This is a genomic window from Marinobacter salexigens (genome assembly GCF_002806945.1).
In the GTDB taxonomy this organism is placed as follows: Bacteria; Pseudomonadota; Gammaproteobacteria; order Pseudomonadales; family Oleiphilaceae; genus Marinobacter; species Marinobacter salexigens.
Map to the genome: position 1 here is coordinate 22,570 of NZ_NIHC01000009.1, position 18,959 is coordinate 41,528.

Genomic DNA, 18,959 nt, shown 5'->3' on the forward strand with positions numbered 1-18,959 from the left:
AATTTCCTCTCACCCAAAACCAGTGTAGTTCATAGAAACCTGGCCCCCCATTTGTAGCAGGGTTCAGAAGTAGACCTTAGGCCGCCGCGTGAGCATTTTGCTAGCTTGCTCTTTGTGCACAGGCGGGCTAAACAAATACCCCTGAAAGAACACACAACCATGGTCGAGAAGCCACTCCAACTGCTCAGCAGTTTCAACACCCTCAGCCACCACATCGATATCCAGACTTCTTGCCAGTGCAATGATCGTTCGTGCAATAGCTGCATCACTAGGGTCTGCAAAAATGTCTTCAACAAAGGACTTATCGATCTTCAGCACATCAAGTGGCAGTCGCTTCAGATAACTAAGTGACGAATAGCCAGTGCCAAAGTCGTCTAGTGAGAACCTCACTCCTAGCAGGCGCAAAGCGTCCATCTTGGTAATCGTACTAAGCACATTAGCCTGCAGCATGCTCTCCGTTAGCTCGAGCCTGAGCCGATCTGCACGAGCACCGGTTTGGGAAATCACGTTTTTGATCGTGTCAACAAAGTCACCCTGATTCAATTGCCGGGCACTCACATTGATAGCAACAGTCAACGCTTCGTGCTGTGGATCGTCACCCCACTCGGCCAGTTGTGCGCAGGCCGTTTTCAATACCCACTCACCGATAGGCAGAATCAAACCGGTTTGTTCAGCCAGAGGAATGAACGTGCCCGGTGAAATCGGCCCATGCTTGGGATGAAACCAGCGAATTAAAGCTTCAAAACCCAAGATGTTTTTTTGCTCATCAACTATGGGTTGATAGTGCAAAACCAGTTCGTTGTTGTCGAGTGCCAAGCGCAAATCCCGCATAAGAAGCGCTCGATTAATGGCCTCTTCTTGTAATGAGGGATTAAAGAAGCATTGTTGGTTTCTGCCAGCGTCTTTGGCTTCATACAGGGCTATGTCAGCCCTCTTGATCAGCTCTTCCGGGTTATCGTGAACAGAGTTAAAAAGAGCAATTCCTATGCTGGGTGTAACCTCCCAGTGTTGACGACCAAGCTGATAGGGTTCGGTCAATGTGCTACGGATTTTCTCGGCGATATGGCCGGCATTTAACACGGCGCTCTCCAAGTCAGCACCGATGTCATCCAGTATGGTCACAAATTCGTCGCCCCCTAACCTTGCAACCGTGTCCACCTGGCGGACACAACTGGCCAAGCGCTCTGCCGTTTGTTTCAGCAGATCATCACCCGTCGCATGCCCAAGTGTATCGTTTACCTCTTTGAAATGATCCAGATCCATCAGCAACACCGCCCCGAAACCTGAGTGTCGCGCTTTGTCTGCGATCGCCTGGCTCAGCCGATCCGTCATAAGTCGCCTGTTGGGCAAGTTGGTCAACGCATCGTGAAGCGCCATTCGCTGGGCTTCAGCTTCAGCTTCTTTTCTTGCGGTTATATCTGCCCGAATCGCTATGTATTGTTCAGGCTTACCGTCCTCATCTAAAAAAGGAACAATAGTGGACTGCACCCAGTATAGCGACCCATCTTTGGCGCGATTACAGACCTCGCCACTCCACACTTCGCCTCTGGCTATAGTCCGCCAAAGACCCTGAAAAAATTCACGGGGGTGGTGGCCGGAGTTGATAACCCTGTGTGTGTGCCCGATGAGCTCTTCACGTGCGTATTGCGATATCGCACAAAACTTGTCATTAACCGCTGTAATGACGCCCTTCGCATCTGTTGATGCGACAATCGCGTGTGCGTTCAGCGCCATTTTGAGTTGGCTATTTTCCTTGAGTACGGCCTTAAGTGTCAGCCCAATTTGTTCGCCTCCTGCCGTGCTGGCAGAGGCTGCTATCGGCTCTTCGCCTCCACCTTCGTCCATAGTTTCTCCCACCTAATAACTGCCTTCACACGCTTGTTTGAGCTAACCGGTTTTTGAAAGGGAAGTCAGGCGCAGACTTCCCGAGACAACACATCATCCATTTCAAAACCTTATAGCCGATAAAAATGAGATGTGTCAATTATGCGTACCTATAGGCTAGACAGTTCCAGGCAGCAATATGATTCAGACACTTAACCAGGCTGGAAGTTGCGAATAGCACTGTCTAGCTCGACGAGAGTCAAGGCATAGCTGTCCTGTGGCCATCCTGGAGGCCAATGTATGCGATGCGGATCAATCTACCAGGTACTCTGAAATCCTGTTGACGTACTTCCAGGTCAGGATCTGTATTTTCCCGGCATTTATATCAGCGGAGGACAGGCAGGCTAAAAATCCTTTATCAAAAATTGGCAGGAGCGTTACTGCGCCGGATTTTGACCGAATGTAAATTTCTTCAATACTGTCATATTTGAGCTCAGTAAGAATCTTTTCACAAACGACATTCAGTTCAAGAAAATAGGCGCCAAAAAGATCAGGCTCGCTCACATTGCCATGATGTGCGATCACAAGCCCATCAGAGGAGACAACCATGCATAGCTTGATTTCGCTGGCCCTTTGGCAAAGCAGACTCAGTTGTTCATCGATTTTCGCAGTGGGCACTGTTGGTCATCCTTTGTCTTTCCCTGCCGGGCGGGTAATGTTCTCATTAATGGCCATCGGCCAACAGCCTGGCAACTTCCCCAGCAGCTCTTTTCGACTCCATCAGCACCCTTCCTTGCATGGCTCTTGCAGACGTAGAAAGTGCAAGCACGGCGTCGGAACCTGCATGGGTAAGGACGGATATGCCATTGGTGCCCATGATCATTACCTGCTGCATTTCGCCAATGGCTACTTCCGCCAGTGTCTGGTCAGCCAACGCCAGAAGCGAAGCACACATGGAGGAAAAACGTTCCACATCTGTTTCCGGCTTCATATCAGATGCCAACAGATAGCCATCCATGGTGACCACCGCTGATGCTTCAATATCCCCACCGGACGACACTTTTAGGCGCTTTAGTACCGCAAGAATCAATGCTTCCTTTTCAGTGCTCATATTGCTCAGTCCGTTGTTTAAGCCGTGGTTTAACAAATCTGATGGCCGGGGCCCCGGCCATCAGATCTTTCTTCTAAGCGCAGGTTAACGGAGCCCAAACCAGCCTTAAATAGCAGCTTCCAACACTGGCACCTGTGCACGAGCTTTGGTAAGCACCATACCAAGGTTCGCGGACAGCCGGCAGACAAACGTCATAACGAATTGAGGTTGCTGCTTTGCGCGAATAAATACGTGAATCAGGTTTTCGGAGTTGACGATTATCTCTTTAAAATAGTGATAGTCGTCCAGCTCCAGGCCGCGAGCCTTTTTAAACGTGTTTTCAATTGTCACCACGTTTTGCCCCTGGAACAGATCCTGGGTAGCGGCAGCCAGCATGTCGAGAACTTCCTGCGGGTGAGAGTCTACGGTTTTCACTCCCACTAACATGCCGCTGTCCATATCCACTACGCCACCCGCTAAACACTCGGGAATATTGGATACAGCTTTGGCAATTGCATCATCAAAATCAGACATTTTATTTATCTCTCGGTTAGCATGGCGCTCCACTCTGAAACCTTCTGAAGCAGAGCCCTCTGGGTTAGATAGTTCGTCAGAACGTTCGTTTACGTCTATGGTACTGCCGGCTGGCGACAGGTCTGCCTCGTAGTTCTCGGTGAACTTAACCTGCCCGTCACACACCCCATCATCGGCAAAAATGTCATCACAATTTGTTAGCTCATCCTGTTCATCAAAGTCGACCTCCCAGTCGTCAAGTTTCTTCATTGCGCCACCCCCTGCAACCTGTTACTTGATGAACTGCCCCCTCGAACGCTTCGAGAAACTGCACCTGCACTTCTGACTGAACCCAGCGGGGCTCGATGTTACGAGCCCGCTCAAGTGCGCTGATGGCATCATCACCTTCCCATATGAGATAAGCACAGAGTACGGTGCCCGTGCGCCCCATTCCGGCTTTGCAATGCACCGCAACACGGTCGCCTTGTTTTATGAGGCGATCAATGGTTTTACAGATTTCACTAGCCTGTTCCAGTGTCGGTGCCCCCATGTCCGGAATCGGGAACTGTGAGTTTTCAATTCCGTACTTATCCAGCAAATCCCCGCTAACCCCCAGTTCCTTGGGGGGAGGCTCGGTAAGGGTAATGAGGTGGTTGACCTCTACCTTACTAAGCGACTTGATGTCGTACTCTTCATCATAGAAAACACCCGGCCTTGGCGTACCCGCCAAGATGCCCTTTTTAATCCACAAAAAGCCACGGGGACCGAAGCTATCACTCACATAGCTGGTTGCTTCTTTGGGCAGCTTCCTGGGCCGTGGAGTATCGGGAGCCAGCTCTTCGGGAGATGCATCCGGTGATGGCACACTGCATGAGCCGGTTCTTGCGAAAGCAGCGCCAACTTCTGTTTTAGGGGCTGTAAAAAAGCTTTCGGAAGCACCCTCTTCCTGCACGTAGCCGCCCGCTGTGAGCACGGCTTTACCGCCCAAATACTTGGCTTGAGCCTGGTTATGCAAGGTGACCAACACTGCGCGCTTCTCAGCTTGTAACTTGATAGCCTTGAGAACCTTTTCTGTTCCATCCTGATCCAGCCCTGTGGTCGGCTCATCGAGGCAAATCATCCTGGGGTTAGGAAGAGAGATGCGCATTATGGCCAGACAACGGCTGAGCGCCAGATCCAGCTCAATAACAGGCTCGTATAGCCTGCTGCTGAGCTCAGGCAGGCCCCACTCATCCAACAATCGGGAAGCCAGTTCTCTTTGTTGCGACAGGTTCAGTGAGGAACGCTCAGGCACTTCATGCAAAACATTTTGCAACACGTTGGCAGCCAGAAGCTTGGCACTCTGAACCATCATCGCCGGACGCTCTCCGCTGCCAAGCTTTTCCCCGGCGTAAACAGCCCCGCCCCAGAGACGCAAATTAGGGCTGGCGTCATTCAAGCCGGCAAGCGTTCTCATCAGCGTTGACTTCCCGGTACCGCTTGGACCAAACAGCGACACAACGCCCTTTTCAGGCACTTCGAGATCAATACCACCAAGAATGGTGCGTTCGCCAATGCCAACGCCGAACTTTCTCAGGGACAGGATGCTGCTCATTCAAACTCCAACGGCAATCAAATGGATGAGACCGCGAATCAGAGTTTTAACGTCATTGGCGCTCCGCGCATCAACCTCAAATACTGGTGCGTACCGCCCGAGCTCAATCAACTTTTCCTGGTATTCTCCCAGCCTTGGCCGAGGGCCCAAATCCATGCGCGTAACACCAACACAAAACGGCTTGTCTTTGAGAAACGGCTCGAAGCTTTTTATGTAGAACTCCATTTCACCAAGAGGGTCTTCTGCTGTGTTATCCACCAAAATAACCAGGCCTAACCCTCCGGCGCTGAGGATATCCCACATGTAATCAAACCGCTGCTGACCCGGTGTCCCATAGAGGTGCACCCTGGCGCCACTGTCGAGATTAAGGACACCATAGTCCATTGCAACCGTGGTAGTTGCTTTCTTTGATTTAACATCGTCACTGGCCTTAGCTTCGGTAGACACAACTTTCTTATCGCTAATGGCAGCAATAGCTGTTGTTTTGCCAGCGCCCACTGAGCCACAGAATATGATTTTATGTTGCACCGCTTCAGACCCTTTTCAGCTTCATCAATAGTGAAGAAACCAAGGAGCGGTTTTTCCATTTCGCTGGCAATTCAATTACTTCGGCTTTCTCATTCAGGGCTACGGTGTAGCCAGCCTCCCGGGATGCCACATAAAAGCGCCGAACCTGCTCGATAGGGATCTGCAATATCTTTGACACAAGTGCCACAGACGTCGCGCGCTTACCCAGAAAAGCAGTCATTCTCAAACAGTTATCGGAATGCGGTAGCTTTGTAAAGTTTGGCCAGCGGTCGAGCTTAAAGACATGGGTGTCTTTGGCATCAAACAGTAACTTGCCACCGGATATCTCGTAGGCCAGCATCCATTGCAGCTCACGCAACTCGCGCCCTCTTTCCCTGACACCCGCCACCACAGGAGATTTTTCAGCTATTTTTTTAACCGTTGTATTCGCCGGTGTCGCCTCTAAAAGACTCTGCAGGCTGCACCCGCTCTGCCTGAATAAACCTTCTTTTCCGAGCACCACCATCTGACCGCCGCTTTTGAACCGGAGGTGCAGATTGCTTTGTTGCTGTTGTGCCTTCCTGAGCAGCACCAGCAAGGAATCTTGTTCGCTGTTACTCATACGGCTCCTGTGGAAACTGAAAGCTTCCTATAAAAACATTCGGATTAGGCAATTACTCTCACACGAACTGATGTTTATTCAACCCTATAAAACGCTTATTATACAGCGCGTTAACTTTGAGGGCTGTAACGTCGCGTAAGTTATAGTAACGGCACTCCCGTACAGCGTAGCGTTAATTATTCAATGAATCTGAGTTCATAAATTTAGCCCCCTTAGACGCCCACACCACCCAACGGCAACACACGAACCAACGCCGGGTCGTCGGCGTGCTCAAGCAGGATTTTGCGCACACGCGCCTGCCAAAGGCGAGCAAACTCCACCTGCTGCTCAGGCGTCTCGCGGTTTTGCATAACAGCTAGCATGCGTTCACGCTGGGATGCATCCGGGGGTATCTGGCTGGCGTCGAATCTGACGGCGACAGCTGCACCGGTATCGATACGCTCAAAACGCACAGCGCCGTCATTCTCACCACTATCTTTGGCGAAACCAAGCAACCCGTTACGTGCAAAACGGCCCCCTATTCCCTTGAAACCGCCCTGAGCGGACGCCCCTGTCAGCATGGTTATCACCTGTGCGACAACACCAATCGTGCCCTCTGTTTCTGGTGCGGGCATGTGCACCCGAATGCCACCACGCTCAGGCAGTGAGTCCGGGTAAAGCACCTTCAATGCCGCCCTAACGGTCAAATAAGCGCCGGCCACAGTCGGGCAGGAATGCCCCGCCAGCCTTACCGCATCAACGTACCGATATTCTATGATGCCGTCTTCGGCCGCACCCAACAGCTGCGCCAGTGGATCACGCAAGGAAACCACAGGTGCTTCATCAAAAAATCCAGGGAATGTCATAACTGCCTCCAGGAACAGTTTATTGGTTTGCTCTGCAGCTAACCTGAAATCAGATTGAAAATGTCCGACCCCAAGCTCGCTCTATAGCTTCAAACAAGCTATCGGTCGCCAACGCCAGCAGGCCGATCAGAATGGCACCTTGCACGACGTAGGCGGTATTACCATTCACCAGCCCCGCAATCACCGGGTCGCCCAATGTACGGGCGCCTATGGTTGAGCCAATCGCGGCAGTGGCAATGTTGATCGTGACTGAGGTGCGGATACCCGCCAATATCACCCGCCCGGCTAAAGGAAGCTCTACTTTGAACAGGACCTGTGCGGAAGACATACCCATGCCTTTGGCAGATTCGAGCACCGCCGGGTTAATGCCGCCCAGCCCTGCCAGGGTATTTCTCAAGATTGGCAGCAAGCCATAAAGCACCAGTGCGAGGAGTGTGGGCTTCTCACCAAACCCCATAGCCGGCACGGCCAACGCCAGCACAGCAACCGGAGGCACTGTCTGGCCGATGGAGGCTACCTGGCTTACCAGTGGTAAAAAGTCGCGGCCAGCGGGGCGAGTCACAAAGATGCCGGCTGATACAGCGACCAGCGTGCCAATGGTGGCAGACACCAGCACAAGCCAGATATGGCTCTGCAACAAAAACCAGAAGCTGTCTCTGGTGTAAATGAGGCTGTCGGTGTTTGGTTCCACCCAGGAAAACAGCGGTGCCATTGCGGGAAGCAAGGCCGCTAAAGCGCACAGCACGGCAATCAAGGCGACCGGAGCAAGCCACGGGCGCATCAGACTCCACCCTGCAGAAGTTGCTCACGCTTTACTGTGCCCACTGCGTCGCCAGCCTCACTCAACACCGGAAGTTGGTCAGAGTTCTGCCAAACCATAACGGATAAGGCAGCCCGTAGACTGTCGGTTTCCTTCAGGCCCTCAGTTAAAGGGTCTGACTGGCGTGGCCGTGGGTAGCGCTCCATCACGTCACCCACGGTGCGTAAAGCCAGGAGTTTGAGGCCTCGATCGCCCTTGCCTATCAGGTTTTCCACAAAGGCTGATGCGGGCCGCCGAAGGATCGCCTCTGGCGTATCGTGCTGGATAATTCGGCCTTGATCCATCACTGCAATGCGGGTGGCCAGTTTCAGGGCTTCGTCAATATCATGGGTTACGAACACGGTGGTTTTACTGAGTTGCCTCTGAATGCGCAGCATTTCCTGCTGCAGGTTTTCGCGGGTGATGGCGTCCAGCGCGCCGAATGGCTCGTCCATCAGGAGAATGTTGGGATCGCCTGCCAGCGCTCTTGCCACTCCTACTCTTTGCGCTTGACCGCCAGAGAGCTGATGGGGGTACTTTATGGCGTCGGTTGCCGGGTCTAGCCCCAGCAAGGTTAATAATTCACTGACCCGCTCGTCGCGTTTGTGGGTTGGCCATTTGAGCAGATCGGGCACCACACCGATATTGCGAGCGACCGTCCAGTGCGGGAACAACCCGGTGCTCTGTATGGCGTACCCCATATTCAGCCGCAGTGCTTCGGGGTCGGCTTTGTTGATGTCTTCGCCGTCCACCAGAATCTCACCGCTGGTGCGAGGCAGAAGGCGGTTGATCATCCGCAATGTGGTGGATTTTCCGCAACCGGAACTGCCCACAAGAACACAGACTTCGCCGGTTTCTATGGTCAAATCGATATTGTCCACCGCCACGGCGTCGCCGAAGCGCCGAGTGACTCCTTTCAGTTCAATCACCTTGAGGCTCCCTGAAATTTCAACGCAGACAAAATGGCATCGGCCGCCAAGGCCAGAAAGACTGTGGGCAAAGCACCAAGCAGCACCAAATCCATAGCTGCCTGGCCCAGCCCTTGAAAAATAAAGGTCCCGAAGCCGCCAGCACCAATCAGCGCCGCAACCGCGGTCAGGCCGATGGCCTGTATTGTGGTAATTCGCACACCCTCAATAATGACCGGCAAAGCCAGTGGCAGCTTCAACTTAAAAAATATCTGCCGTTCATTCATTCCCATGCCACGCCCGGCATCGACCACGGGCTCAGGCACTTCCATCAAAGCGACGTAGGTGTTGCGCACCATCGGCAGCAGGCTATAGGCAATAAGCGCCAGCATCGCAGGCGCCCAGCCAATGCCCCGTATACCCAGCGTCTGAAGAAAGGGGTATGCGGCTGACAATGCGCCCAAAGGTGCGATCAATAGCCCGAAAAGCGCCAGGCTGGGAATGGTCTGCATAAAACTGACCAGTCCCAGCAGAGGCCGGCGCAGCCGTTCCCGCCTTACCATAGCCAAGGCCAGGCCAAACGCGAGTACAGCACTGATGGCAACAGCGCCCAGCGAGAGTGATAAATGTGTGGTCAGGGCCTGGGTAAACTGGTCCGCACGATTGGCGTACTCACGAATTAGCGACAGGCTGGACAGCCCTTCCCGGGTGGCGCAGAACCACCAACCCGCGACAATCAGAAGGACCGTTGATAGCTGTAATCGACGAGAAGCTTTGAGTTGGCCCAGTGTTTCCAAAAGCATCAGGGCCAGAAAAAATGCCAAACACCAGAACCCGGCACCTATGCCAATCCGGGCATAGGCGGAATCCTCTGGTAGTTTGCGCTGCGCCAGCATTTCAAGTAACAGTGGCAGGGCCATCAGTGCCGTGATCAGCAGTAATGCCAACACCCAAAAACGTTTGTGTGTGGGCCTTAATGCGAGCCCAACCGCAACCGCCAGCAAGGACGATACGACCACCGCCCCAAGCCAGCCTGTTGCAGCATAAAGGCCGTAGCCGGTGCCAGACACAATGCGGTTGGGCTGCACCAAACCAAAATCCAGCAGCCACACGCATGCCAAAGCAGACAGTGCTAACGCGGGTATTACGCGGTTTGGTGGCTGTGTTGATACCGGCACGAATCAGTCCAGATCAAGGCTTTCCAGGTAGTCCCGGGCCACCGCAGCTGCAGGAGCACCTTCAACGGCCACTTTCGCATTCAGCGCTTGCAGGGTTTCCAGATCGAGGGATTCAAACACCGGCTTCAGCAGCGGGCGTATTTGCGGGTATTCCTTCAACACACTCCCCCGGATGATGGGCGACGGCTGATAGACCGGCTGCACACCCTTGGTGTCTTCCATCACCTTCAATCCCAGCGCGTTGAGCCCGCCATCTGTGCCATAGGCCATGGCGCCATTAACATCGTTGGAATTGATTGCAGCGGCCCGCAGCGTTGCCGCAGTGTTTCCACCAGACAAAATCAGAAGCTGATCAGACGTCAAGTTGAACCCATAGGCTTCCTGAAACGCTGGCAATGCGCTGGCTGATTCGACGAACTCCGCGCTGGCCGCAAATTTAAACGGCTTGCCGGCGTTAATATAATCCGCCAAATCTTCGAGGGTGTTCAGATTGTGGTTTTCTGCCAGGTCACCGCGCACGCTCATGGCCCAGGTGTTGTTGGCGTTCGCAGGCATGAGCCAGACAATGTCCTCAGCTTCCAGATCCAACTCGGCTGCCGTGCTGTATGCCTTTGCTGCATCTTTCCACACCGGACTGTCCGCCTTGCCGTAAAAGAACGCGGCGTTGCCTGTGTACTCAGGGTAGAGGTCGATCTCTCCCGCCTTGATCGCACTGCGTACAATGCTGGTGCTGCCAAGTTGCAGGCGGTTTTCCACTGCAATATCCGCACTCTCCAGGCGCTGCAGAATCATCTGGCCAAGAACGCCGCCTTCCGTGTCGATTTTCGAGGACACCACCACTGGCTCCTGTGCAGAAGCTGCGCCTGTCACAAGCATCAATGCAAGCGAAAGGCAGGTCACTATTGATTGTGATATTCCACGAAACGCTCTGCTCGAAGCCAGCACACCAAGCTTGTATTTTACTCGACATGTTCCGGAATTTGGCAGATGCACAGGCATTCTCCTTGGTCATCGGGCTGCGACGGGCAACCCGAAGTTCATTGAGTTTGCGGACTTTATTACAGAGTAGGCCAAAAAATCCACTTGGCTCTGGCTGCGGGCATAGCCTCAACCACGAATCGCCGTCAAAGCCACCCGCAGGTTTTCCACAGATCTGCTCACGTTGTTCAGCTTCTCCAGCCCAAACAGCCCCATACGAAAGGTGCGGAAGCTCTCTGGTTCGCCGCACATCATCGGCACGCCGGCTGCAACCTGCAGGCCCTGTTCCCGGAACAGGCTAGTGTTGTGGATATTTATGTTGTCAGTGTGCAGAACCACCACACTGGGTGACTCAAAGCCTGAGGCAGCAACGCTCTTGAAGCCAGCACTGTAAAACAGTTCACGCACCTGGCTGCCAAGCTCTTCCTGGCGTTGATATAACAGGTCTGGGCCGGCTCTAAGAGTCTCAAGCATGGCATCCCGGAGGATAACCAGGGTGTCAGTAGGCATGGTGGCGTGGTAGGCGTGATTACCAGACTCATAGGCCTGCATGATCTGCAACCATTTACGCAAATCCCCGGCAAAGCTGCTGCTGGTGGTTTCTTCCATACGCGCAATGGCACGCTCACTCAACGTTATCAAAGCGGCGCAGGGTGAGGCGCTCCAGCCTTTCTGAGGCGCAGTGATCAGCACATCCACGCCACAGGCTGTGGTATCAACCCAAAGCGCACCCGAAGCTACGCAATCCAGCACAAACAGGCCGTTAACGTCCTTAACAGCTTTACCAATGATTGTCAGATAGTCGTCGGGCAGTACAATACCGGCTGCGGTCTCCACATGGGGAACAAAAACAACCGCGGGCTTTTCGGCCCTTATGCGCTCTGCAACTTCTTTGGCAGGCACCGGCGCATAAGCCGCCTGAGCAGAATTATCTATAGGCTTTGCCTGAAGAACGCTAACACTGTTCGAGATTCGACCAGCCTCCAGTATTTGCGTCCAGCGATAGCTGAACCAGCCATTGCGAATCACAAGACAATGTTCGTCATGGGCAAACTGACGCGCCACGGCCTCCATACCAAAACTACCACCACCCGGCACAATCACAGCGCCTTTGGCGTTATACACCTGCCGCAGCGTTGAGGAGATATCCTGCATGACCTGCTGGAATGGCGCAGACATGTGGTTTAGCGAGCGGTCATTGAAAACTACGGAGTATTCCAACAGCCCATCAGGGTCAACAGAAGGAAACAATTTGGACATAGGTGGCACATTCCTTACTTATCTGGTGCAGTCTGAAGTTAAATCGTCTAGTCTCAGTCTAACAAACTTGGCGCTACGCGCTTTATTTCTTACGTTTTCCACAAGCCCACTTGTGGAACCTGGCAAAAGCTTATAAATTGACCAAAGCGGCCATATTGCTGCTCCCATGTTAATTACCCAGACAACACACCAGGTGAACCTGTGAGAACGTTTTTCTCAGAGCTCATTTCTTTTTACTTTTCACTCGCCCGCCGTCAGGCAGGCGTGACCGGTGTGTTGCCCGCTTTTCTCTTTTCTCGCTGAATCCGCTTTAAAGCCGCCGGGTTCGGCGCCCGAACCCTGAAGCTTTTCACTACTTATTATATTTTTGGAGATAGCTATGGCTGATATGCCGGAAGTTCTGGTTGCTGAAGAAGATTTTAATCGTTTGACTACCCTGATCGAAAAGCAGGAAGACTCCGAAGTGGCAGACGGTTTGGATGATGAGCTGAGCCGCGCAACACTTGTGCCGCTCGCTGAAATGCCTGCTCACGTGGTGACCATGAACTCAAGGGTTCGTTTTCAGAATGAAGACAGTGGCCAGGAGCAGGAACTGACCCTGGTTTATCCTCACGAGGTGGGCTCCGGCGAAGGCAAGATTTCCATTCTGGCTCCGGCGGGCTCTGCCTTGCTTGGCCTTGCAGTAGGTGATTCCATCGAGTGGCCCATCCGTGGCCGCAATAACATCCACCTGAAGATCATTGAGGTTACCCGGGAAGGCTAGTCACCAGGTAACGCTGTAGCAGAAGCGGCCTGCCATTCACGGGCCGCTCATCAGCTTTCTTTTTTGCTCAACCGGAACTGCTCAATCGTTTCCCTGAGCGCCTCAGCCATCACCAGTAAATCACCCGCGATAACGGCCGTTTCCTGAGCATCTGTTGAGGCTTGCTCTGCTGACCGGCTGATTTCAATTACGTTTTGGTTAATCGCTTCAGACACATCACTCTGCTCGTTTGCCGCGCTTTCCATTTCCTCATTCAGCGATGTAATTTCGCGAACCGCAGAGGCAATGCTCTGCAATTCGGACTCCACCTTCAGAATGGCCTCTACCTGATGTCCTGCCATATCCGAAGCATGGCGCATGGTAGCGACGCATTCAGTCACTTCGCTTTGCAGGGCGCTGATGGTATTACGGATTTCTTCTGTGGAAACCTGTGTGCGTGATGCCAACGCACGAACCTCGTCTGCGACAACAGAGAAACCCCGCCCCTGCTCTCCTGCCCTCGCAGCCTCGATGGCCGCATTCAGTGCCAGAAGGTTGGTCTGGTCTGCAATGTTTGAAATTTCTTCAAGCATCGTCGCCATCTGACTGGTGCGCTGGTTCAGATCCTCAATTCGTTTTGCTCCACCCTGCACTTCCGTATTCAGTGCTTCAATGCCTTCTACCGCAGTGCGGGCAAGTTGCTCGCCACTATTGGCAGACTCCGCTGTCTCTGCCGATTTGCAAGTTGTGTGTTTTGCATTCTGGCGCACTTGAACAGCCGAGGCGGCCATTTCTGTGGTTGCGCTGGCAACCTGATCAGTGTTATCTCTTTGCGCAACTACTTCATGGCCAGTCGTTTCTGCTTTTGCAGCAATACTGCGAGCAGCTTGCTCAACCTGCTCAGCATTATCCATAACCGTATGCATGCTTTCTCGGATTTTCCCCATCATGCGATTAAAAGCCGAAGAGACAGAGCCGATCTCATCGTTTCGAAGCACATCCAGTTCAATCGTGAGATCGGAGTTTCCGGAGATCTCATCCATACTCATCTGAAGCCGGCGCAACCGAGAGAAAACCAATCGATTCAAAACCAATCCGGTCAGGAAAAACACCGCAACGAAGATAGCAACCTGAATACCACCGCTGGCAAACAGCTGCTGGCGCAAGCTGGCATCGCTTTCAGCAAGAGAGTAGTCGACTCGAATCGCACCAAGCACATCTCCTTCCTGTGCCTGGTGACAGCCCAGACAGTCCACGCCCTGATAATCGGCTTGGGCAATCACTGGGTCTATGAGGGTATAAACGCGACCAGCCTCATTGCTTGAGTAACGCTCAACACGCTGGCCCGCAAGGGCTTTTCGATCGTCCGAATCACGCTTCTGTTCCGCTTGAGTGCCGCTGCCAAACATCTGGTTCAGCTGATCGCTGCGGATCACCCTTACATCCAACACCTCCTCTGGAGCCATGACTTTATCCCGGAGCACGTCACGGTTACTGATTGTGCCTGTCACCATCATGGTATTCAGCCCATCGAAATAGGACTTGGCAAGGCCATCCACGTATTTATGACTGAACTCTTCCATATGGTCGCGCTGAGCATTGGCACTGTAGAGCACGGTAAAAACCAGGATGAGGGAAAACGCAGCTGCCAGAGCAGCGAGTAGCAGAAAACGAATGGAATAGTGGTTTTTCATAGCGACCCGGTCAAAAGAGCAATGAACACCAGGCTGTACCTGGCGCTTTCAAAGGTTCTATGTGGTTGACGGCAAAAAGACGGTTAACTTTATAGATTTGCGTCAAATATTTACTGACTCAGATCAGAAGCACGTATTCTAAGTGACTGGCCCGGAATGTGCTTATCCCCTATTACAGACGATAATTTTCTGGCGCGCTTGTGCGGGCCAGTGGAGGAAAACAAGCCATGTCACTGCTGACATCCCTTATCCAGGCAAGCACCCGCTTTCAACAAACTCTGGAAAAGCGCCCTGCTGCAAGCGGGGCTGAGGAACAGAAGGCTAAAGGCACAGCCAGCGCTGAGGCATTGCAACCTACGGGGCCGGGCGATGACCGTTTCACACCTTCAGGAGATTTGCTGACTGATGGTGGCAAGCTTAAACCTCAGAAGCTACCACTGGCGGATTACAAACAAACAGTTGGGCAGGATCTTGCCTTCATTCGGGAAACACTGCGGCACAAACTTGCCGAGTACAATCTGAACCCGTCCCTGGCAGTAAGCGTCAATAAAAACGATAACGGTAAAATTGAAGTGGATGGAAACCTGGCAGAGGAAACCCGCAACCGAATCGAGAAGGATTTGAATGTTAACAAAAACTTTGCAGATGCCTTTAGCCGACTGAGCGTTAACGAACCGACCCTGCACTTCATGGACAATGCCCTGAAACTCAACCAGGCCTACGGCGTTAACAATTCACTGCTGGACACGCTGATCAGCGAAAACCAGCAGTTCAATGGACTGCAGGATCTCGTACACCGCTACGACACCCTGCGCCGCTCCGCTCCGACTGACCAGTTTAACGTGACAGCCAACCGGGGTGCTTACGCCTTCAACCTGAACACCCGAGCTTGAGATTGACTATTCAAAGGGTGCTGGATCACCTTTACCTACCCGGGTGACCTCCGGCACTTCACCGGTAAAGTTCACCACGGTGGTTGGCTCCATGCCACAGAAGCCACCGTCGATAATCAAATCAAGCTCATGCTGCAGCGTATCCCGGATGTCATAAGGATCTGTCATAGGGTCAGACTCACCCGGTAAAATCAGCGTGCTGCTCATAATAGGCTCGCCAAGCTCACCCAAAAGATCCCGAACAATCGCATTATCAGGAACCCGCACACCAATCGTGCGACGCTTCGGGTTCAGCAGGCGCCTTGGCACTTCACTCGTTGCATCCAGAATGAAGGTATAAGGCCCAGGCGTGAAGGTTTTCAGCAACCGGTACTGAGTGTTATCCACCTTGGCGTAAACGCCAATATCCGACAGATCCCGGCATACCAAGGTGAAGTTATGCTTATCATCCAGCTTTCGTATGCGCTTTATCTTGTCTGCAGCCGGCTTCTCACCCAAATGGCACCCAAGGGCATACCCGGAGTCGGTGGGATACACAATCACACCACCACCACGAAGAATCTCAACCGCCTGTTTGATCAACCGCTTTTGAGGATTTTCCGGATGTATCTGAAAAAACTGGCTCATGAAAGCCCTCCATTTTGATAATTAGCGCCTGAAGCCGCCGATTAAGAATCCGCCTTGGAACCGCCCATACAATTCGGCGAACTGGGTGCAACCTGCCCGGATGCATCCCACTCTTCAGGAGAGTATAGATGCAACGCCAAAGCATGCACGCCACCGGCCATCTCCAACTCTTCAGAAAGCACCTGATAAATAGCCTGATGCCGCTTAACCTTCATCTGCCCCGCAAACGTCGGCGACACCATGGTCACCTTGAAATGCGTCTCCGAATTGGGCGGCACACTGTGCATGTGGCTTTCGTTCTCCACCTGAAGAATTCTGGCGTCAAACGCCTCATTCAGCTTGGTTTCAATTGCATTCTGCATTTTCATAACGGTTCAACTCCCACAATTCGATCAGTATCTGTAGCGGCGATACCTCGGAGCCAGAAGCGGCTGTGGGCGATGGCTTCCCAAAAGTGTGTGCTGCCAAGGATGGCAACACCAAGCCCCCACGGACGGGTTCACGGCGTCTTTTGGGAAGCCATCGCCCACAGCCGCCTCCTCCAAACCGCACAGTCTACTACAGAACAAGCCGCCCCCGAACCTTGACACCCAACAACCAAACAGCCACATTCCCCAGCACCCCAAATGCAGGCAAAAAAACACCCGAACATGCTCCTATATATCGCCGAAAAACCCAGCCTTGGCAGAGCCATTGCAGCCGCCTTGCCCGGCCCCTACCAAAAAGGCCAGGGCTGGATTCGCTGCGGCAAAGGTAGCGAAGCGGCCACTGTAAGCTGGTGCATTGGCCACCTGCTGGAACCAGCAGAACCCGCAAGCTACAACCCAGCGTGGAAAACATGGCGCCAGCACGACCTCCCCATGTTCCCGGACAAATGGCAGCTAAGCCCCAAAGACAGCGTACGCCAGCAACTGAAAGTACTGGAATCCCTCATTAGGCAAGCAAAAACCATTGTCCACGCCGGAGACCCAGACAGAGAAGGCCAGCTGCTGGTTGATGAGGTTATCCGTTACTTTGGCACCCAGGCACCCGTAAAACGCATACTCATCAACGACCTGACACCGACAGCAGTGGCCAAGGCCATACAACACCCCAGAGATAACCTGGAGTTTCGCAGGCTCTCCCACTCTGCCCTCGCCCGCCAGCGGGCCGACTGGCTTTATGGTATCAACCTTACCCGTTTTTACACGCTGAACTACCAGCAGCAGGGGCAAAAGGGCGTCTACTCCGTGGGCCGGGTACAAACTCCGGTGCTTGGGCTGGTGGTGGAACGCGATAACAGCATTGAACACTTCGAACCCAAGCCTTACTTCCCCATAGAGGCCCGTTTCCGAGCCCAGGAAGAAGAGGCAGACCAGCAGCCGTTCACCGCTCGATGGCTGCCAGATGAACAGTTTCAGGATTATCTGGACGAAGAAAACCGGCTACTGGATCGTGCCATCGCCGAGCAGATAGCCGCCAGCATTCACAGCAGGCCCGGCTCAATACTGGAGTCCCGCTTTCGTGACCGCCCTGAAGCTCCGCCCTTGCCTTTATCCCTGTCGGCCCTGCAAATAGAAGCCGGCCGCCTGTTTCGCATGGGTGCTAAAGATGTGCTGGACACCGCACAGAACCTTTACGAACGGCACCAACTGATCACCTACCCCCGCTCCGACTCCCGATACCTGCCCGAGGGCCATTATGCCCAGCGGGAGCAGGTCTCCGGTGCCATTGGCAGAGTCTCGCCTGATCTTGCGGAGCTCTGTAACAAAGCCGATTTCAGCCGCACAACCGCCGCCTGGAATGACAAAAAAGTGGATGCCCACCACGCCATCATTCCAACCAGCAGAACAGCGCCCAACGGCAAGCTCAGCGATACCGAACAGAACATATACGGTTTGATCAGCCGCTATTATCTGATGCAGTTTTTTGCCGATGCCATCCACCGCGAAGGCCAACTGACCGTGCGGGTTTCCGAGCACCGGTTTCGCGCCTCGGAAACCGCGGTGCTTGAGCCCGGCTGGAAAATTCTGGAATTAAAACTCCGGGACAACAAAAAAGACACAAATAAAGCGCCACTACCACGCCTGAGCAAAGGCGAACCTGTATTCTGCGAAGACAGCACGGTACTCCAGCGCAAGACCAAACCACCCCAGCACTTCACCGATGCTACGTTGCTCTCGGCGATGACCAACATTGCCCGATTTGTAACCGACCCGGAGCTTCGTAAAACCCTGCGAGAAACCGACGGCTTGGGCACAGAGGCCACCCGCGCAAACATCATCGACACCCTGTTCAAGCGGGACTATCTGTACCGGGACAGCCGCCATATTCGTGCCACCGACAAGGGCAAAACGCTGATCAGCGCCCTGCCCGAATCCGTCAGCACGCCAGACAGAACCGCTGTCTGGGAAGCAACACTGGAGAGCATTCGCAGGGGCGAGGACGACCCCCGAAAATTCCTCGACACGCTGAAAGCCGAAATACGCCGCTTCATTGGCACCACAGTGGATACGCCAGGTGCAGAGCCCGAAACCAAAGCGCCAAACTGCCCAAAATGTCGTACACCAATGATCGAGAGAGATGGCAAATTCGGCCGCTTCTTTGCCTGTACTCGCTACCCGGATTGCAAAGGAACACGCCCCATTGAAGATGCAGCGCCGAAGGATGGTACCGGCCAAAAACCCGTACCTTGCCCCCACTGTTTTTCACCCCTGGTCAGGCGGAATAGCAAAAAGGGCTGGTTCTGGGGCTGCAGTAATTTTCCCGCCTGCCGACAAACAGTAGACGACGACAACGGAAAACCTGCGACGCCTTTACGCAAGGCTACATAACGACACTGAATGCATCGCAGTAATTTGTGATAATTGACTGATACGGCAGGATTTCCTGTATCGCCATCAGCG

At 53.4% G+C, this 18,959-nt stretch carries 19 protein-coding genes; 3 read left to right on the forward strand and 16 right to left on the reverse strand.

The features are described 5' to 3' along the window. Window positions 1-63 precede the first annotated feature (63 nt). From CDH47_RS15590 to CDH47_RS15650, 13 genes are all read right to left on the reverse strand, one after another. Complete coding sequence (locus CDH47_RS15590; protein ID WP_100640995.1) at window positions 64-1,845, reverse strand: putative bifunctional diguanylate cyclase/phosphodiesterase; 1,782 nt, start codon at window positions 1,843-1,845, stop codon at window positions 64-66. Window positions 1,846-2,136: 291 nt separating this feature from the next. Further along, window positions 2,137-2,502, reverse strand: coding sequence for a roadblock/LC7 domain-containing protein (locus tag CDH47_RS15595; RefSeq protein WP_100640996.1), 366 nt, complete (start codon window positions 2,500-2,502; stop codon window positions 2,137-2,139). Between the two features lie 46 nt (window positions 2,503-2,548). Next, on the reverse strand, window positions 2,549-2,935 hold the full coding sequence (locus CDH47_RS15600) for a roadblock/LC7 domain-containing protein (RefSeq protein ID WP_100640997.1): 387 nt from the start codon (window positions 2,933-2,935) through the stop codon (window positions 2,549-2,551). Between the two features lie 105 nt (window positions 2,936-3,040). Further along, window positions 3,041-3,697 carry a hypothetical protein gene (locus tag CDH47_RS17610; RefSeq protein WP_205077613.1) on the reverse strand — a complete coding sequence of 219 codons (657 nt, stop codon included), beginning with the start codon at window positions 3,695-3,697 and terminating at the stop codon, window positions 3,041-3,043. Beyond that, the gene (locus CDH47_RS15610; RefSeq protein ID WP_100640998.1) at window positions 3,684-5,021 is read right to left on the reverse strand and encodes a phosphatase domain-containing putative toxin; all 1,338 of its coding nucleotides are present in this window, start codon (window positions 5,019-5,021) and stop codon (window positions 3,684-3,686) included. Before CDH47_RS15610 ends, CDH47_RS17610 begins: the two co-directional genes overlap by 14 nt. Beyond that, a complete protein-coding gene (locus CDH47_RS15615; RefSeq protein ID WP_100640999.1) occupies window positions 5,022-5,549 on the reverse strand; it encodes a GTP-binding protein in 528 nt (175 codons plus the stop codon). It abuts the gene before it with no gap. 4 nt (window positions 5,550-5,553) lie between these two features. Then, the gene (locus CDH47_RS15620) at window positions 5,554-6,126 is read right to left on the reverse strand and encodes a hypothetical protein (protein WP_153045488.1); all 573 of its coding nucleotides are present in this window, start codon (window positions 6,124-6,126) and stop codon (window positions 5,554-5,556) included. Window positions 6,127-6,362: 236 nt separating this feature from the next. Beyond that, the gene (locus CDH47_RS15625; RefSeq protein WP_100641001.1) at window positions 6,363-6,995 is read right to left on the reverse strand and encodes a hypothetical protein; all 633 of its coding nucleotides are present in this window, start codon (window positions 6,993-6,995) and stop codon (window positions 6,363-6,365) included. 49 nt (window positions 6,996-7,044) lie between these two features. Then, on the reverse strand, window positions 7,045-7,776 hold the full coding sequence (locus CDH47_RS15630) for an ABC transporter permease (protein WP_100641003.1): 732 nt from the start codon (window positions 7,774-7,776) through the stop codon (window positions 7,045-7,047). Next, window positions 7,776-8,723: an ABC transporter ATP-binding protein gene (locus CDH47_RS15635; RefSeq protein WP_100641005.1), complete on the reverse strand. Its 948-nt coding sequence runs from the start codon at window positions 8,721-8,723 to the stop codon at window positions 7,776-7,778. The genes CDH47_RS15630 and CDH47_RS15635 overlap by 1 nt, the downstream gene beginning before the upstream one ends. Next, the gene (locus CDH47_RS15640; protein ID WP_100641007.1) at window positions 8,720-9,880 is read right to left on the reverse strand and encodes an ABC transporter permease; all 1,161 of its coding nucleotides are present in this window, start codon (window positions 9,878-9,880) and stop codon (window positions 8,720-8,722) included. The genes CDH47_RS15635 and CDH47_RS15640 overlap by 4 nt, the downstream gene beginning before the upstream one ends. Before the next feature lie 3 nt (window positions 9,881-9,883). Continuing rightward, window positions 9,884-10,756 (reverse strand): glycine betaine ABC transporter substrate-binding protein OsmF, encoded by an 873-nt coding sequence (gene osmF / locus CDH47_RS15645; RefSeq protein ID WP_100641142.1) that lies wholly within the window; start codon window positions 10,754-10,756, stop codon window positions 9,884-9,886. A gap of 231 nt (window positions 10,757-10,987) precedes the next feature. Further along, on the reverse strand, window positions 10,988-12,118 hold the full coding sequence (locus CDH47_RS15650; protein WP_100641009.1) for an aminotransferase class V-fold PLP-dependent enzyme: 1,131 nt from the start codon (window positions 12,116-12,118) through the stop codon (window positions 10,988-10,990). Window positions 12,119-12,497: 379 nt separating this feature from the next. Here CDH47_RS15650 and rnk point away from each other — a divergent pair, with 379 nt between their 5' ends. After that, the gene (gene rnk, locus CDH47_RS15655) at window positions 12,498-12,881 is read left to right on the forward strand and encodes a nucleoside diphosphate kinase regulator (protein ID WP_100641011.1); all 384 of its coding nucleotides are present in this window, start codon (window positions 12,498-12,500) and stop codon (window positions 12,879-12,881) included. Between the two features lie 50 nt (window positions 12,882-12,931). Here rnk and CDH47_RS15660 read toward each other — a convergent pair whose 3' ends face one another. Further along, the gene (locus tag CDH47_RS15660) at window positions 12,932-14,554 is read right to left on the reverse strand and encodes a methyl-accepting chemotaxis protein (protein ID WP_100641013.1); all 1,623 of its coding nucleotides are present in this window, start codon (window positions 14,552-14,554) and stop codon (window positions 12,932-12,934) included. 227 nt (window positions 14,555-14,781) lie between these two features. Here CDH47_RS15660 and CDH47_RS15665 point away from each other — a divergent pair, with 227 nt between their 5' ends. After that, window positions 14,782-15,447 (forward strand): hypothetical protein, encoded by a 666-nt coding sequence (locus CDH47_RS15665; protein ID WP_100641015.1) that lies wholly within the window; start codon window positions 14,782-14,784, stop codon window positions 15,445-15,447. Between the two features lie 6 nt (window positions 15,448-15,453). On the opposite strand, the gene CDH47_RS15670 is transcribed toward CDH47_RS15665, so the two are convergent. Together CDH47_RS15670 and CDH47_RS15675 are read right to left on the reverse strand one after the other, a co-directional pair. Next, complete coding sequence (locus tag CDH47_RS15670; protein ID WP_100641017.1) at window positions 15,454-16,074, reverse strand: L-threonylcarbamoyladenylate synthase; 621 nt, start codon at window positions 16,072-16,074, stop codon at window positions 15,454-15,456. Between the two features lie 41 nt (window positions 16,075-16,115). After that, window positions 16,116-16,442, reverse strand: a complete 327-nt coding sequence (locus CDH47_RS15675; protein ID WP_100641019.1) for a BolA family protein — start codon at window positions 16,440-16,442, stop codon at window positions 16,116-16,118. A 282-nt stretch (window positions 16,443-16,724) separates the two neighbouring features. Between CDH47_RS15675 and CDH47_RS15680 the strand changes: the two genes are divergently transcribed. After that, window positions 16,725-18,887: a DNA topoisomerase III gene (locus CDH47_RS15680; RefSeq protein ID WP_100641144.1), complete on the forward strand. Its 2,163-nt coding sequence runs from the start codon at window positions 16,725-16,727 to the stop codon at window positions 18,885-18,887. Window positions 18,888-18,959: the final 72 nt, after the last annotated feature.

Coding starts and splice junctions, on each gene's coding strand:
- CDH47_RS15680 (WP_100641144.1), top strand. CDS start 16,725: ATGCTCCTATATATCGCCGAAAAACCCAGCCTTGGCAGAGCCATTGCA.
- CDH47_RS15665 (WP_100641015.1), top strand. CDS start 14,782: ATGTCACTGCTGACATCCCTTATCCAGGCAAGCACCCGCTTTCAACAA.
- rnk (WP_100641011.1), top strand. CDS start 12,498: ATGGCTGATATGCCGGAAGTTCTGGTTGCTGAAGAAGATTTTAATCGT.
- CDH47_RS15670 (WP_100641017.1), bottom strand. CDS start 16,074: ATGAGCCAGTTTTTTCAGATACATCCGGAAAATCCTCAAAAGCGGTTG.
- osmF (WP_100641142.1), bottom strand. CDS start 10,756: ATGCTTGTGACAGGCGCAGCTTCTGCACAGGAGCCAGTGGTGGTGTCC.
- CDH47_RS15625 (WP_100641001.1), bottom strand. CDS start 6,995: ATGACATTCCCTGGATTTTTTGATGAAGCACCTGTGGTTTCCTTGCGT.
- CDH47_RS15630 (WP_100641003.1), bottom strand. CDS start 7,776: ATGCGCCCGTGGCTTGCTCCGGTCGCCTTGATTGCCGTGCTGTGCGCT.
- CDH47_RS15660 (WP_100641013.1), bottom strand. CDS start 14,554: ATGAAAAACCACTATTCCATTCGTTTTCTGCTACTCGCTGCTCTGGCA.
- CDH47_RS15650 (WP_100641009.1), bottom strand. CDS start 12,118: ATGTCCAAATTGTTTCCTTCTGTTGACCCTGATGGGCTGTTGGAATAC.
- CDH47_RS15590 (WP_100640995.1), bottom strand. CDS start 1,845: ATGGACGAAGGTGGAGGCGAAGAGCCGATAGCAGCCTCTGCCAGCACG.
- CDH47_RS15600 (WP_100640997.1), bottom strand. CDS start 2,935: ATGAGCACTGAAAAGGAAGCATTGATTCTTGCGGTACTAAAGCGCCTA.
- CDH47_RS15675 (WP_100641019.1), bottom strand. CDS start 16,442: ATGAAAATGCAGAATGCAATTGAAACCAAGCTGAATGAGGCGTTTGAC.
- CDH47_RS17610 (WP_205077613.1), bottom strand. CDS start 3,697: ATGAAGAAACTTGACGACTGGGAGGTCGACTTTGATGAACAGGATGAG.
- CDH47_RS15610 (WP_100640998.1), bottom strand. CDS start 5,021: ATGAGCAGCATCCTGTCCCTGAGAAAGTTCGGCGTTGGCATTGGCGAA.